The sequence below is a fragment of the Sorangium sp. So ce448 genome (genome assembly GCF_051520915.1).
Lineage (GTDB): Bacteria > Myxococcota_A > Polyangia > Polyangiales > Polyangiaceae > Sorangium > Sorangium cellulosum_B.
Map to the genome: position 1 here is coordinate 8,155,963 of NZ_CP150343.1, position 15,444 is coordinate 8,171,406.

A 15,444-nucleotide genomic window follows, 5' to 3' on the forward strand; every position below is an offset into this window, starting at 1 on the left:
CGCGAGGCTGGGGTATTCGAGCACCTCACCCGCTCGGGAGGAACCCCGTGCCTGACGGAGACGTCCTGCTCTCGAACACCGACGGCACCATCCTGGCGCAAGGCCCCACCGTGCTCATCTGCGAGTGCCGTGGCGACGGCCTCGACCTCGCCGTCCGTCGCGTCGCCGCGTTCGCGCTCGTCGCCTCGCTCATCGTGGCAGGCATCGTGGCGGCGCGCGCGGCCCCCTTTCCCATCCTCTTCATCGCGGGGACGTGGACCGCCGGAGCCGCCGCCGCGCTGCTCGCCGTCCGCCGGCGCCGCCGGCTCCACGGGCTGTTCCGCCTCGATTTCGAGCGCGACGAGCTCATCCAGGACGGCCGTGGCTTCCGGCGGATCCTGCCGATCCAGGCGATCGTCGGCGTCTCGACCCCGCCGGCCTCGGACACGGACGTCGACGAGCCGGGCCTCGCGCCGCGCTGGCTGCTCCTCCACCTGTCGACCGGGGAGCAGCTGCGCCTGGGCAGGGCGCCCGCGTACGCGCTCGGACCCGCGCTCGCCTTCCTCAGGCGGGCCGGCGTCGAGGCGTGAGGGGCGCGCCCGCCGCCGGCCAGCGCCGCGCCGTCAGGGCCGCGACAGGCTGGGGTAGGCCGGACCGAAGTCGTTGCGGACGTCGCGGACCGTCGAGAGATACGGCGTCTTCACGGTCTCGTCCCGGTAGAGCGGCCTGACGACGCACGTATCACCTCCGCACTCCCCCGCTTCGGGGAAGATCACGTCGGCGACGAGCCAGAACCTGTCACCCGAGTCCTCCGGAACGAACGCGACGGGCACCTCGGGGTCGTAGAAACCGGTGGGCCCGAGGTCGGCCCCGAGCTCGCCGTTGCAGTAGATCTTCACCCGCGGGTGCACGTCGAACGACACGCTGCCGCCGAAGTAGTGCACGGCGATGCGCATCCAGCTGGCCTTGGGCGGGAAATCGACGTTGATGTTCTCGGGCGCGCAGAAGGTCGGGTCGTCCGGGTCCGTGGTGCGGTGGGCGCAGGAGATGTTGTCGAGATCGAGCCGCGGGCTGTGGCACCCCTTGCCGTGGTCGCGCCAGTCGTCCCCCACCCCGCGAGGCGCGTAAAAGCAGCTGTTGTTGGTCTCCTCCGGATCCAGGTACCAGTTCACCGGCTCGGGGGGCGTCGCCGTGTCGCTGAACCACGTGATGGCCGAGCCGCCCGAGAGGCTGTCGAGCGTGCAGTTCCCGTACCCGCACGCGGCGCTGGAGCCGCCGACCGTCCAGGGCTGCATGTTGTCCGGCTTGTGGAGGTAGAGGTCCATATCCACGCTGCTCGGCTCGTGCTCCCACTCGAGCTCGACGCGGAGGCCACGGGCGCCGACGAACAGCGGGTAAACGCAGCTCGCGGTCTCACCGCTCTCCAGGGTCTTCGTGTACGTGACCGTGTACTCGCCCGACTGGAGCGGCTTGAAATCGTCCGCCGGCCCCTGCCCGGCCACCGAGGGGCACGGGTTCACGCCCGGCGGGCACGTCACCGTCCATACCTCGGAGTCCGGACGCGCGTCCTCGCTGAACGAGCCGGTGCCCTCCTTCAGATCGACGGTGGCGAACGGCGCCGCCTGGAGCGGGTGGCAGCCCGCCACGTCGTTCCGGTGGCAGTCCTGGTCCGCGTGCACGCCGCCGACGCAGGGGCCCCACGTGCCCGTCTCGTCGCAGATCTGGGTGCCGGGGAAGCACCCCGGGCTGCGCCGGAACGACGGATCGCCGCGAAAGCAGGAGTGCGCCTGCCCGGCGATGCACCCGCAGCCCTCGTCGATCATCCCGTTGCAGTCGTCGTCCAGCCCGGCGTGATCCACGCCGAGCTCATCCACGCCGCACAGCTCCGTCGGACCGCAGGCGCTCCCGCACGGGTTGATCGTCACCGGCAAGCCCTCGTGCGGCCCTGCCCCGACATCGCCGAGGAATCCGCCGTAGCCTTCCGAGTCGCCAGGCTGGGCGGGCGCCACGTCGGCGCCCCCCGCCCCGCCGGCGCTGCCCGCCTCGTCGGCGTGCGAGCTGCCGCCCGTCGTCAGATCGAACGTGAGCCGCTTGCCTTCCGCGCTGCAGCCGGCCGCGAAACCGGCGCCCGACGCCGCGATCGCGATCACGGCGGGGAGCACGGAGGAGACACGAAGACGAGACATGATACCTCCACTTGAGACCTAGACGCGGTGTCGCGGCGGCCTGCGCCCGCTCCGCGCGACGGCGAAGCGCGCCGTGCACCAGGCACTACGGCGTGAAGCAAAGCGGATACCGGTGTCCCCAGCGCGCGCGAAAGCGCGGCTCGGGACGGCAGATCACGAAGCCGCGACCCTCATCGAGTAACAAGGACACCTGCCATGCAAACTCAGCAGGGTGAGTCGCTGGAGGAGGACTCCCTAGCACGGACGCCGGCCGGCGATGGCCACAATGAGCGGCCTCCAGCCGGCGAGGCGCGCTCTCGCCAGATGCGGAGTCAGGCGAACCACCGGCTCACCCGAGGAGCCAGAGAAATCATCCTTTGACAGATCACCGCGAAGCTTGCCTTGCTGGCCTGTGTGGCGTTGCGCCTCACGGCCTCTGCGCATGGGGCGAGGCGGCGCCGGCAGAGCTCGCGCGCTCGCGCCGGCGCGCGCACGCGCGCTGACGTCGCGAGGCCTGGCTGGTGAGCTGGACGGGATACGGATCAGGGCGCGCGGCGCGCGCCCTTCACGGCAGCTTGGGGTAGGCGGGACCGAAGCTCGCCTCGGCGTCGTCCCGCGTGGTGAGCAGCGGCGTCTTCGCGCTGGCGTTCTCGTAGAGTGGCTGCACGATGCAGGCCGCCTGGCCGCACTCGTCCGGCTCGGGGAAGAGCACGTCGGCGACGAGCCAGAACCGCTTGCGTTGGTCCGCGGGCGCGAACGCGACGGGCCGCTCCGGGCTATAGAACCCTGCTGGCCCGAGATCGGCCCCGAGGGCGCTGTTGCAGAAGATCTTGATCCGGGGGTGGATATCCTGGGTCACCCCGCCATGACCGTAGTAATATACGCCGATGCGCATCCACTGGCGCTTCGGCGGATAGTCGAGGTTGATGTTCTCCGGCGCGCAGAAGTCTTCGTCGTCGGGGTCCTTCACGCCGGGTTTGCATTTATAGTTGTCGAGGTCGAGCCGCGGGTTGTGGCAGCCAAGACCGTGGGCCTCCCATTTTTTCCCCACGCCCCGAGGGGCGTAGAAGCAGCCATTGTTGCCCGGCACCGGGTCGAGATACCAGTTCACGGGATCCGGCAGCCTCGCGCTGTTCAAGAACCAGCGGATATCCGAGGATTTTGACGAGAAGTGGTCGATGGTGCAGTTGTAATAGCCGCAGTCCGCCGCCGAGCCCGACATACTCCAGGGTTGCGTGTCGTTCGGCTTGTGGAGGTGCAGATCGAGATCGACGACAGAGACGGCGTGCTCCGACTCGAGATCGACGACATCGACGTCGTGCTCCCACTCGAGCTCGACGCGCAGGCCCCCCGCGCTGACGAAGAGCGGGTACTGGCAGCTCTGGGTAGCGCCGCCCGCGACGCGCTTCGTGTACGTGACAGTGTACTCGCCCGACTGCAGAGGCTTGAAATCGTCCGCTGGATCGGCGCCGGTGACGCCGGGGCAGGGGTCGACGCCATCGGGGCAGTCCACCGTCCACACCTCGGATCCCGCCACCGCGTCCGCGCGGAACGCGCCAGTGCCCGCCTTGAGGTCGAGGTTCGCGAAGGGCGACGCCTGCATCGGGCGGCACGGAGCGCCGCTATCCTTATGGCAGTTCTCGTCGGCGTGCACGCCGCCGACGCACGGGCCCCAGGTGCCGGTCTCGTCGCAGAGCTGGGTGCCAGGAAAGCAGCCCTCGCTGTTCCGGAACGACGGATCGCCGCGGAAGCAGGAGTGCGCCTGACCGGGGACGCAGGCGCACGTCTCGTCGATCGAACCATCGCAGTCGTCGTCCAGGCCGAGGGTCGCGCCGGTACATAGCTCCCTGTCGCCGCACGCGCTCCCACAAGAGTTCACCGTCACGTCGCTGTGCGGCTCCCGCCCTCCATCGATGTCGAGGAACCCACCCTGCCCGTCGACTTCGCCGGTCGTGCCGCCTGCCCCCACGCCTGGTTCGCCACCTCCGCTCGAGTCGAGCACGTTGGACGAACCCGTCGCGCTGCAGCTGGCCGCGAAGCCAGCGCTGGACACGGCGGCACCAACCACGATGAGGAGCGAGAAGGAGAACCGACGTCGACCCATGACACCTCCGCTTGGGGATCCTCGATGCCGCGACAAAGCGGGCTCACACCCCGCTCGACACCCCGGCATTCCAGGAGCTCACGCGAGTGTAGCAAAATCAGCAAGCGACAATCGCACTGCAAGAGCAACAGGAGAACGTCGCTCTCTCACCGTGCGCTGCTGTCAATCCACGAGCGGTCGATTGCCCACATCTACCGATGCGCCGCGGGCGCTCCGCGAGCCGCGGCGCGCCTGGCTTGCCGCGAGCGCCCGAGGCGCGGCGTCCTGCGGCGCCGCGCCAAGCGCCGCCTCATTGCCGACGAGCGGAGCGCGGCACCCTTGCGCCGCGGCGTACCATTGCCCCGCAGCGTGCAGGACGGCGCCCACGCACGCACAGGACGCGAAGCTGGCGCCAGGAGATCGCCTATCCGATGATCGGGAGCTGCCGAGCGCCCTTGGCCCTCGCAGGCTGCGGCTCCGGCTGCGGCTGCGTTACGGACGAAGCCGCCGTCTCCTCGATGTGCACGCCGGAGCGGAAGCGCTGCTCGCCGCCCGCGATCTTGCGGTGCGCCAGCGTGTGCTGCATGAAATTAAGCGGAAAGAAGCCCGCCAGCTGGATCCAGCTCGACTGCCGTGTGAGGGTGAACCTGCGCAAAATCGAGGACGGCGAGTAGAATTTCGTCCACGCGGACACCCACCCCTCCCGGAGTCGCTCCCGCGACATCTGCTTGGGAACGAAATAGGGCGAGCCGGCGTCGTGGTCGCGGCGCAGCCACCAGCGCTCGTCGGTGAGGCGCCCCTCCGCCTTGAGGCGGCGGTACAGCTGCGTCGCGGGGTACGGGGTGAGGATGGCATACAGCGCCATCGTCAGCTTCATGTCGATGCCGAACTCCACGGTGCGATCGAACACCTCGGGATCGTCCGTGTCGAACCCGAAGACGAAGCTCCCCCAGACCGAGATGCCGTGATCGTGGAGCATCGCCATCGTGTCCTTGTACTGGGAGGGACGGTTCTGCCGCTTTCCGGTGAACTTCACCGTCTCCTCGTCGATGCTCTCGAAGCCGATGAAGAGCGCCTTGCACCCGCTCTCGGCCATGAGCTTCACGTTCTCGAGGCGCTTGACCGCGGCGAGCGAGCACTGGCCTATCCAGTGCTTCTTCAGCGGGATCATCCGGGTGAAGAGCTCTTTCGAGTACGCCCGGTGGATCATCACGTTGTCGTCCGCGAACATGATGAGCTTGCCGAGTGACCGGAGCTCGCGCAGCACCTCGTCGGTCGGGCGGAACCGCATCGTGGTGCCGTTCGCCGTCGACACGCTGCAGAACTCGCACGGATACGGGCAGCCGCGCATCGTCTGCACGACCTGGAACGGGATGTATTTCTTGGAGGTGAACAGGTCGCGCCGCGGCGCAGGCCTGCCCGCGAGGTCCGGCAGCTCCGGGCGGTAGAACGGCTTGAGCTCGCCGCGCTTCACGTCCGCGAGCAGGACCGGCCAGGCGTCCTCTGCCTCGCCGACCACGACGGCATCCGCGTGCTGCAGGGCCTCGTCGGGGCAGGCCGTCGGGTGGATGCCGCCGAGCACCACCTTCACGCCGCGCCTGCGGTAAGCGGCGGCGATATCGTAGCTGCGGCGGGCGGTCTTGCTGTCGACGCTGATCCCGACGAGGTCGACGTCCTTCACGTCGCGCTGGAGATCGAAGGGCTGTACGACGTCATCGGTGTAGATGATCTCATCCTCGGGGGGCGTGAGCGCCGCGAGGGTGCCGAGCCCCACACGGGGCAGGTACGCGGAATCTTCGCTTGCCGTGGCGATGAGCTCGATCTGCATGGCGGATCGTGCTTATCACGGAGCCCCAAGGAGACCCACGACGAATGAGCTTGCTCTCTGACGCCGCAGTCTTTCTCGGCGCGGCCGTTGTCGCCGTGCCGCTGTTCAAGCGGATCGGCCTCGGCGCGGTGCTCGGCTACCTCGTCGCGGGCGCGCTGCTCGGCCCGTGGGGGCTGCGGATCATCGCCAACGTCGAAGACACCCTCCACTTCTCGGAGCTCGGCGTCGTGCTCCTCCTCTTCCTCATCGGCCTCGAGCTCCAGCCGTCGCGGCTCTGGGTGCTCCGCCGCGCCGTGTTCGGCCTCGGCGGCGCGCAGGTCGCGATCACGGGCGCGCTCATCGCGCTCATCGGCGCCGCGCTCGGCCTGCGCGCCGACACGGCGGCCATCGCGGGCGTCGGGCTCTCGCTCTCGTCGACGGCGTTCGTCCTGCAGATCCTGGCCGAGAAGGGCCAGATGCAGTCGCAGCACGGCCGCTCCGCGTTCGCCATCCTGCTCTTCCAGGACCTCGCCGTGATCCCGCTGATCGCGGTGCTCCCCCTGCTCGGCACCGCGGGCGCGGCCCCCGCCGAGGGGAGCGCCGTCGCCTCGTCGCTCAAGGCGGTGGCCGTGCTGCTCGCGGTCGTCGCCGGCGGCCGCTACCTCGTGCGCCCCGTCTTCCGGGCCATCGCCGCCACCCACGCCCACGAGATCTTCACCGCGGCGGCCCTGCTCGTCGTGCTCGGCACGGCGCTCCTCATGGTGCAGGTGGGCCTCTCCATGTCGCTCGGCGCCTTCATGGCGGGCGTGCTGCTCGCCGACTCGGAGTACCGCCACGAGCTCGAGGCGGACATCGAGCCGTTCAAGGGCCTGCTCATGGGGCTCTTCTTCATCGCCGTCGGCATGTCGGCGAACATCGGCCTCGTCATCGAGCGGCCGCTGCTCGTCCTCGGGCTCGTCCTTGGCGTGATGGCGCTCAAGGCGGCCGTCCTGTTCATCCTGGGCAGGGCGGCCGGGCACGCGAAGGGCTCCGCGCGCGACCTCGCGCTCGCGCTCCCGCAGGGGGGCGAGTTCGCCTTCGTCCTCTTCGGGATGGCCGCGGGACAGGGCCTCATGGACAGGCTCCTCGCCGACCTCCTCGTCGTCGTGGTCACCCTGTCCATGGCGGTCACGCCGCTCGTCATCGCGCTCGGCGACGCGCTCGTCAAGCGATGGCAGGGGGGCGGGCCAGAGCGTGAGTTCGACGCGATCGACGACGACGACCCGAGGGTCATCATCGCCGGATACGGCCGCTTCGGCCAGATCGTCTCTCGCGTCCTCCGCACGAGGAAGATCCCCTTCACCGCGCTCGACGCGAGCCCGACGCAGGTCGACTTCGTCCGCAAGTACGGCAACAAGATCTACTATGGGGACGCCTCCCGGCTCGACCTGCTCCGCGCGGCGCGCGCCGACAAGGCGAAGATCTTCGTGCTGGCCATCGACGACGTCGCGTCGTCGGTGAAGACGGCGGAGGTGGTGAAGCGGCACTTCCCGGACCTCCTGATCTACGCGCGCGCCAGGAACCGCCAGCACGCGTATCAGCTGATGGATATCGGCGTGACGGTGCTGGAGCGGGAGACGTTCCTGTCGTCGCTCGAGGTGGCGGGGCGCGTGCTCGAGGGCCTCGGGATGCGGGAGCGGGACGCCCGCGCGACCATCGAGCGGTTCAGGGCCCACGACGAGAAGGTGCTCCTCCGCGGGCACGCTGTGCACAACGACGAGGTCAAGCTCATCGAGGCGGCGAAGCAGGCGGCGCAGGAGCTCGAAGGCCTGTTCGAGTCCGACGAGATCGCGCCGTCCGGCAGGGACGACAAGGCCGCGGCGGTGTGACGCGAAGCGAGCGGGCCGCCGCCGGCCCGCTCACGCCTTCACTCCTGTTCCTGCTTCGCGCCGATGCCGTGGCGGCGGAGGTAAGCCCGCACGTGCGCCCGCTCCATGCCCGCGCGCCGCGCCATCTCGCTCACGTTGCCCTTCGCGTCCTCGGACAGGGCGGCGAAGTAGTCGCGCTCGAACCGCGCGAGGACGTCGCGCTTCGCCTCCTGGAACTGGCGGCCCTTCATCGACGCGAACGAGCTGCTGGCCGCGCCGCCGCCGGCGCCCGGGGGGATCGACGGCGAGGAGCTCGGGTGCACCGGGGTCTCGGTGAGGGCGCCGAGGTGGGCCGCGATGTCGATCTCCTCGCCCTCGGCGGCGAGCGCGAAGGCGACGGCGACCGCGTTCCGCAGCTCGCGGACGTTGCCCGGCCAGTCGTGCCGCATCAGCCGCTCCAGCGTCATGTTCGAGACGCGCTCGTAGGCGCTCTCGTCGCCGAGATCCTTCAGCATCCGGCGGACGAGCACGGGGATGTCCTCCACGCGCTGCCGGAGCGCCGGCAGCTCGATCTTGATCTGCGCGACGCGGAAGTAGAGGTCGCTCCGGAAGTTGCCGCCGTTCACGGCCCGCACGAGGTCGCGGCGCGTCGCCGCGAGCACGCGCACGTCGACCTCGCGGTAGCTCGACCCGCCGACGCTCTTGATGCGGCGCTCGGCGAGCGCGCGGAGGAGCTTCGGCTGCACCTCGAGCGGCAGCTCGCCGAGCTCGTCGAGGAAGATCGTGCCGCCGTCCGCCTCGATGAACGGCGAGAGGCGCTTGTCGACCGCGCCCGTGAACGCGCCGCGCTCGTGGCCGAACAGCGTCGCCTCGGCCAGGGTCGGCGGGATCGAGCCGCAGTCCACGACGACGAACGGCTTCTTCGAGCGGGCGCTCGCCAGGTGCAGCGCCTGGGCGACGAGCTCCTTGCCCGTGCCGGTCTCGCCCGTGATGAGCACCGTGAGGTCGGTCGGCGCCATCTTGGAGAGGCGCTCGAAGATGGCCCGCATCCCGGGGCTGCTCGCCACGAGCGGGCCGAACGACGGGATCGCCGAGACCGTGATGCGCTCGGGCCGCAGGGGCTCGAACTGGATCTCGGTCTCGCCGAGCCGCAGCTTCGTGCTCGTGAGCAGGTAGATGTCGCCGACCCGCACGCCGCCGACGAAGGTGCCGTTCCTGCTGTCGAGATCGCGCACGCGGACGCCCTGCTCCGTGGCGACGAACTCCGCGTGGACCGCGCTGACCTTGGCGTCGTCGAGGACCAGCTGGCAGGCCGCGTTGCGGCCCACGATGACGGGATCGGTGCCGATCTCGATCCATCCGCCACCGCGCGCGGCCGACGATTTCGTGAGGCGGATGCGCCCGCCGCGCACCTCGACCCGGTTCTTCGTGCCTACCGTCGCGTCGAGCAACTCAGTTCCTCTCTGTCTTGCGGCGCGAAGGCGGACCCTCCGGCCGGGGAATCTCTGGGCCCCCGCCCCTGCTCGGCGGTGGCGGCGGCGCGCCCGCCCTGCTCGGCGGCGGCGGCGGCGCGCCCGCTCCCGCCCTGCTCGGTGGTGGCGGCGGCGCGCCCGCCCTGCTCGGCGGGGGCGGCGGCGCGCCCGCGCCCGCTCTGCTCGGTGGGGGCGGCGGCGCGCCCGCGCCCGCCCTGCTCGGTGGGGGCGGCGGCGCGCCCGCGCCCGCCCTGCTCGGTGGGGGCGGCGGCGCGCCCGCCCTGCTCGGCGGTGGCGGCGGCGCGCCCGCCCTGCTCGGCGGTGCCGGCGGCGCGCCCACGCCGGTCCTGCTCGGCGGCGCCGGCGGCGCGCCCACGCCGGTCCTGCTCGGCGACGCCGGCGGCGCGCCCACGCCGGTCCTGCTCGGCGGCGCCGGCGGCGCAGCGGCCCGGCTCGGCGGCGGCGGGGGCACGGTGCTGGCCCTGGGAGGGGCGAGCGAGGCAGGGGGCGGCGAGCTGTGGCCGGCGTCGCTGAAGCCGCCGTTCTCCGTCATCGTCGGGGGGCCGTCGACGACCGTGGGGTTGTCTTCCAGGAACGCGTCGGGCAGCTCGGAAGGATACTTGCTCCGCTGCGTGCGGCGCGTCGCGCGCGTGATGTTCGCCGGCTGGATGGCGCGCCAGCTCGACAGCGCATCTGCCGCGGAGCCGAAGCGCCCTTCGCGCCGGCGATCGAGCGCCCGCTCGAGGAAGCGCTCGATGCCCACCGGCCATTTCTCGCCGGTCGCCTCGGCGAGCGACGGCGCCGGGCGGTCGAGCTTCATCGCGACGAGCACCGCGGCGTTCGCCCCCTCGAACGGCAGCCGCCCGGACAGGGCCCGGAAGGCCACCGCGCCGACCGCGTAGATGTCCGCCCGCTCGTCGGCCCGCGCGGCGCCCCGCACCTGCTCCGGCGCCATGTACGCGAACGATCCCAGCGTCGCGTCGAAGGCGGTGAGCGTCGGCTCTTCCTTCTCGCGCCGCGTGAGCTTCGAGATGCCGAAATCGAGGATCTTCGCGCGCTCGCGCCGGTCCGGCAGGCCGAGGTGCTCGAGGTAGATGTTGCCCGGCTTCAGATCGCGGTGGATGACGCCCGCGGCGTGCGCCGCCACGAGCCCCTGGAGCACGTCATCGATGATCGGGCCGACCTCGCTGAACGGCAGGTACTGCTCGCGCTTCAGCCGATCTGCCAGCGACTCGCCGTCGAGCTGCTCGAACACGAGCAGGTGCTCGCCCTCGTCCGTCTGGCCGACCTCGAGCAGCTGACAGACGTACGGGCTCTGGATGGCCGAGGCGATCTTCGCCTCGCGGTCGAAGCGCCGCACGAGATCCGGCTTCATCGCGGCGCGCGCGAGCAGGACCTTGATGGCGACCTGCTGATTGTCCGATTCCCGTGTTGCTGCCCAGACTTCGCCCATGCCGCCCCGCCCGAGCAGGCGGGAGACACGGTAGCCAGCAACGACGTCGCCCGGGTGGATCGCCACGTAACCTGGATCGGGACCGTACCACCGCGATTCTCGAACGGGTGAGAAAAAAGCGAGCGTCCGGGGAAACGCGGTGATTCCGGGAGCGACCGGAACCGATCACGGAGCGCGGCTCGCGGCGCGCATTGCGGCTCACGGCGCGTGTTGCGGGCTCACGGCGTGACAGCGCGCCGAGGCGATCGGAGCACGAACCCAACGAAGGGGGCGCAATGGTTCGGAAGACCACTCGGAAGACCACTCGGAAGACCACTCGGAGGACCACGAGGAGGACCACTCGAAGGACCACGACGAGGATCACTCGGAGGACCACGGCGAGCCGCGCGCCCTCGATCGTGGTGGCCGTGGGCCGCAGCCCGCGGCGCGCGGAATCCCGGAAAGAATCCGAGGGACGCGGCACTAGCCCGAGGCGACATGATTCTGTAGGCTCGCCGCGCCATGCCGCGTACAGCCGAGGACGTCGAAACCTACCTCCTGCAGCTCGATCGCCGGTTCGAGAACGACGCCGGTACCTACCTCGTCTCGGGGGGCCCGGACGCGCCGCCGATCGCGATCCGCATCGACCCGCCGATCGTGGCGGTGCGGGTCTCGATCGGCCCCGTCCCCGGGGACGACGCACACCAGACCAGGCTCTTCCGCCGCCTGCTCGAGTACAACGCGACGGATCTGATGCACGCTTCGTACGGGATCGAGGCGGGCACCGTCGTCCTGTCGGCGGCGCTGGAGCTCGAGAACCTCGACATGAACGAGCTCGAGGCGATCCTGAGCGACATCGATCTCGCGCTCGCCCGCCACGTCCCCGTGCTGCACGATCTCGCGCTCAGCTGAGCAGACCCGCCGCGCCTTTCGACCCTGCGCACCCCGAGAGTTGGAGCTGATCTATGGGAATTTTCGCGCGCCTTGCGACCCTCATCAAGTCGAACCTGAACGACCTCATCAGCCGCTCGGAGGACCCCGAGAAGATGCTGAACCAGGTCGTCATCGACATGGCAAACCAGCTGATCGAGGCGAAGAAGCAGGTCGCCGTCTCGATCGCCGACGAGAAGCGGCTGGCCAAGCAGGCCGAGCAGGAGGCCGCCAACGCCGCTGAGTGGGAGCGCAGGGCGATGCTCGCGATCAAGGCGGGCGACGACGCGCTGGCCAAGGAGGCGCTGAACCGCAAGAAGGAGCACGACCAGCTCGCCACCTCCTACAAGGACCAGTGGCAGAAGCAGAAGCAGGCCGTCGACCAGCTGAAGACGGCGCTGCGCCTCCTGAACAACAAGATCGAGGAGGCGAAGCGCAAGAAGAACGTGCTCATCGCCCGGAAGAAGCGGGCCGAGGCGCAGAAGGCCATCCAGGAGACGATGAGCGGCCTGAACAACGCCTCCGCCTTCGAGACGTTCGACCGGATGGCGAACAAGATCGACCAGATCGAGGCCGAGGCCGAGGCCGCCGGGGAGATCGCCGAGCAGTACACGGGCGACACGCTGGCGCACAAGTTCGGGCAGCTCGAGGCGACGGCGGGCGCGGACGACGAGCTGCTCGCGCTCAAGCGGAAGATGGGCGTGCTCCCGCCCGAGCCGCCGCCCGCCGCGGCGCCGCCGCCGCAGGTGCGCGTGGCCGGCGCGGGCGGCGCGCCGGCCGCCGCGCCCCAGGCCGAGCAGGACGAGCTCGCGGCGGCGATCGCGGAGCTCGAGGCCGAAGAACAACGTGAACAAGCCAGGATGAAGCGCTAGAGCACGCCTGCCCATGAGCCAAGCCGCCACGGCGCTCCGCCCGGCCGGACCGAACGCCTCTCCCGCCGCACCCATCCCTGTCCACGCCGAAGAGGTCGGCGCCTTCCTCGAGCGCGTCGGGGTCAGCTCGTCCGGCGGGCTCTCCGACGCCGAGGCGCAGAGGCGCCTCGAGGAGCACGGCAAGAACCGCCTGCCCGAGACGAAGAAGAAGAGCGCGCTCGTCCGCATCCTCGAGCAGTTCGCGAACCCGCTCGTGCTCACGCTCCTCGCCGCGGCGGCGATCGCCGTGGTCGTCGGCTTCACGGCCGACAAGGACGCGAGCTTCCTCCACAGGTTCGGCGACGCGATCGCGATCCTGCTCATCGTGATCCTGAACGCCTTCCTCGGTTACTACCAGGAGCGGCGCGCGGAGGCGGCCCTGGAGGCCCTCCAGAAGCTCAGCGCGCCGAACGCGCGCGTGCGCCGCGGCGGCAAGACCGTGATCATCGCGGCCGAGGACGTCGCGCCCGGCGACATCCTCGAGCTCGAGGCGGGCGACTCGATCCCGGCCGACGCGCGGCTCGTGCAGACGATCAGCTTCGCGACCGAGGAGGCGGCGCTGACGGGCGAGAGCGCGGCCGCGGTCAAGGACGCGCTCGCCCCGGTCGCGCGCGACGCGCCGCTCGGCGACCGGGTCACGATGGTCTTCACGGGCACGAGCGTCGTGCGCGGCAAGGGGCGCGCGGTGGTGACCGCGACCGGCGTGAGCACCGAGCTCGGCCGGATCGGCGAGATGATCCGCTCGGTCGGCGAGCAGAAGACGCCCCTCGAGGAGCGGCTCGATCGCTTCGGCTCGGTGATCCTGCGGGTGTGCCTGGCGCTCTCCGCGGTGCTGCTCGGCTGGGGGTTCATCCGGGGCGGACGGCCGTGGCACGAGCTCCTGCTCGAGGGCGTGAGCCTCGCCGTGGCCGCCATCCCCGAGGGGCTGCCCGCGATCACGACGATCACGCTCGCGCTGGGGATGCAGCGCATGGCGCGGCGCGGGGCGATCGTGCGCAAGCTGCCCGCGGTCGAGACGCTCGGCGCCGCGACGATCATCGCGTCGGACAAGACGGGCACGCTCACCCAGAACGAGATGACCGTGCGCAACGTGTACGCGGGCGGCCGCCGCTACACGGTGACCGGCGAGGGGTACAACCCGGCGGGCGCGCTGCGGGACGAGGGCGGCGCGGAGGTCGTGGAGCACTCGGCGCCCCTCACGTACCTGTTCGCGACCGTCGCGCTCTGCAACAACGCGTCGCTCGACGAGGACCGCGCGACGGGCCGCTGGAACATCGTCGGCGATCCGACCGAGGGGGCGCTGCTGACGCTGGCCGCGAAGGGCAACTACTCGCGCGAGTCGGTGGCGCCGTCCCACGCGTTCGTGCACGAGCTGCCGTTCGACAGCGACCGCAAGCGGATGACGGTGATCACGCGGGACGAGCGCGGCCGTGAGATCGCGCACGTGAAGGGGAGCGTCGACGTGCTCCTTCCGCTCTGCGTGAAGTTCGCCGACGACAAGGGCGTCCGGGCGCTGTCCGAGGGCGACCGCGTCGCGATCGTCGCCGAGGCCGATCGCATGAGCGCGGCCGCGCTGCGCGTGCTCGCGATCTGCCGCCGGGTGCGGGTCAGCCACGACGAGGACGACATCGAGCGCGAGCTCACGTTCCTCGGCCTCGTCGGGATGATGGACCCGCCGCGGCAGGGGGTGAAGGAGGCGGTGGCCGAGTGCCGCCGCGCCGGCATCCGCGCCGTCATGATCACCGGCGACCACCGGCTCACCGCGACGGCGATCGCCAAGGAGATCGGGCTCTGGGACGAGGGCGACGAGGCGCTCAGCGGCGCGGAGCTCGCGGCGATGAGCGACGAGGAGCTCGGGCGGCGGATCATGCACCTGCGCGTCTTCGCCCGGACGACGGCGGAGCAGAAGCTCCGGCTCGTGCGGGCGTTCAAGGCGCACGGCCACATCGTGGCGATGACGGGCGACGGCGTGAACGACGCGCCCGCGCTCCGGGAGGCGCACATCGGCGTGGCGATGGGGCGCGGGGGCACCGACGTGGCGCGGCAGGCGGCGGACCTCGTGCTGGCGGACGACAACTTCGCGACCATCGTCGAGGCGGTGCGCGAGGGGCGCGCCATCTACCGCAACATCCAGAAGTTCATCTTCTTCCTCCTCTCGTCGAACATGGGCCTGCTCGTGGCCGTGTTCGTCGTCTCGTTCTTCGGCAAGTGGCCGCCGCTGACGCCGCTCATGATCCTCTGGATCAACCTCGTCACGAACGGCCTGCCCGCGCTCGCGCTCGGCATCGATCCGCCGGATCCGCAGCTCATGTCGGAGGCCCCGCGGCCGCGCGACGAGGGCCTGCTCGTCAAGCGCGACTACCTCGGGATCCTGTACGTGGGCGCGATCATGGGGCTCGCCGCCGTCGCGCTCTACGCGACGTCGGACCAGACCGAGGAGGCGCTGCTACGCACGCGCGCCGTCGCCTTCTCGCTGCTGGCGCTGTCGCCGCTCTTCCACGCCTGGAGCTGCCGTAGCCCGGTCATCTCGCTCTTCGCGTCGAAGCCGCTCATCAGCCTCCCGCTCCTCCTGGCGGTCGCGGCGAGCGCGGCGATCCACCTGATCGCGCTGCTCGTGCCCGCGCTGCGCCCGATCTTCCGCACGTACGCGATGTCGTCGGACGAGTGGATGCTCCTGCTCGTCCTCTCGGCGCTCATCGTCCCGGCCGTCGAGATCGCAAAGCTCGTGTACCGCCGGATCCGCCCCGAGAGCGCCGGCCCCGCCCGCCTCACGCCCGCCTCCAAGCCCCACGGATGACCGCCGGGTGAGGGCCTCGGC

10 protein-coding genes are annotated in these 15,444 nt (G+C 70.8%); 5 read left to right on the plus strand and 5 right to left on the minus strand.

Annotated elements, in window-relative coordinates:
* Positions 1 to 47: 47 nt before the first annotated feature.
* Positions 48 to 569, plus strand: a complete 522-nt coding sequence (locus WMF45_RS30640) for a hypothetical protein (protein ID WP_437708538.1) — start codon at positions 48 to 50, stop codon at positions 567 to 569.
* Positions 570 to 602: 33 nt separating this feature from the next.
* Here the strand turns inward: WMF45_RS30640 and WMF45_RS30645 are convergent, their stop codons facing one another.
* From WMF45_RS30645 to WMF45_RS30655, 3 genes are all read right to left on the minus strand, one after another.
* On the minus strand, positions 603 to 2,165 hold the full coding sequence (locus tag WMF45_RS30645; protein WP_437708539.1) for a hypothetical protein: 1,563 nt from the start codon (positions 2,163 to 2,165) through the stop codon (positions 603 to 605).
* Positions 2,166 to 2,709: 544 nt separating this feature from the next.
* Positions 2,710 to 4,248, minus strand: a complete 1,539-nt coding sequence (locus WMF45_RS30650) for a hypothetical protein (RefSeq protein WP_437708541.1) — start codon at positions 4,246 to 4,248, stop codon at positions 2,710 to 2,712.
* Between the two features lie 403 nt (positions 4,249 to 4,651).
* Positions 4,652 to 6,055 carry a B12-binding domain-containing radical SAM protein gene (locus WMF45_RS30655; protein ID WP_437708543.1) on the minus strand — a complete coding sequence of 468 codons (1,404 nt, stop codon included), beginning with the start codon at positions 6,053 to 6,055 and terminating at the stop codon, positions 4,652 to 4,654.
* A gap of 44 nt (positions 6,056 to 6,099) precedes the next feature.
* Between WMF45_RS30655 and WMF45_RS30660 the strand changes: the two genes are divergently transcribed.
* The gene (locus WMF45_RS30660) at positions 6,100 to 7,902 is read left to right on the plus strand and encodes a monovalent cation:proton antiporter-2 (CPA2) family protein (RefSeq protein ID WP_437708545.1); all 1,803 of its coding nucleotides are present in this window, start codon (positions 6,100 to 6,102) and stop codon (positions 7,900 to 7,902) included.
* A gap of 38 nt (positions 7,903 to 7,940) precedes the next feature.
* On the opposite strand, the gene WMF45_RS30665 is transcribed toward WMF45_RS30660, so the two are convergent.
* Together WMF45_RS30665 and WMF45_RS30670 are read right to left on the minus strand one after the other, a co-directional pair.
* Positions 7,941 to 9,332, minus strand: coding sequence for a sigma 54-interacting transcriptional regulator (locus WMF45_RS30665; protein WP_012238100.1), 1,392 nt, complete (start codon positions 9,330 to 9,332; stop codon positions 7,941 to 7,943).
* Between the two features lies 1 nt (position 9,333).
* Positions 9,334 to 10,872 carry a protein kinase domain-containing protein gene (locus WMF45_RS30670; protein ID WP_437708547.1) on the minus strand — a complete coding sequence of 513 codons (1,539 nt, stop codon included), beginning with the start codon at positions 10,870 to 10,872 and terminating at the stop codon, positions 9,334 to 9,336.
* Positions 10,873 to 11,307: 435 nt separating this feature from the next.
* Between WMF45_RS30670 and WMF45_RS30675 the strand changes: the two genes are divergently transcribed.
* From WMF45_RS30675 to WMF45_RS30685, 3 genes are read left to right on the plus strand one after another with little or no spacing between them, the layout of a single operon-like run.
* Positions 11,308 to 11,697 (plus strand): hypothetical protein, encoded by a 390-nt coding sequence (locus WMF45_RS30675; RefSeq protein ID WP_437542369.1) that lies wholly within the window; start codon positions 11,308 to 11,310, stop codon positions 11,695 to 11,697.
* Between the two features lie 53 nt (positions 11,698 to 11,750).
* Positions 11,751 to 12,587, plus strand: coding sequence for a PspA/IM30 family protein (locus tag WMF45_RS30680; protein WP_437708549.1), 837 nt, complete (start codon positions 11,751 to 11,753; stop codon positions 12,585 to 12,587).
* A gap of 13 nt (positions 12,588 to 12,600) precedes the next feature.
* Positions 12,601 to 15,423: a cation-translocating P-type ATPase gene (locus tag WMF45_RS30685; RefSeq protein ID WP_437708551.1), complete on the plus strand. Its 2,823-nt coding sequence runs from the start codon at positions 12,601 to 12,603 to the stop codon at positions 15,421 to 15,423.
* Positions 15,424 to 15,444: the final 21 nt, after the last annotated feature.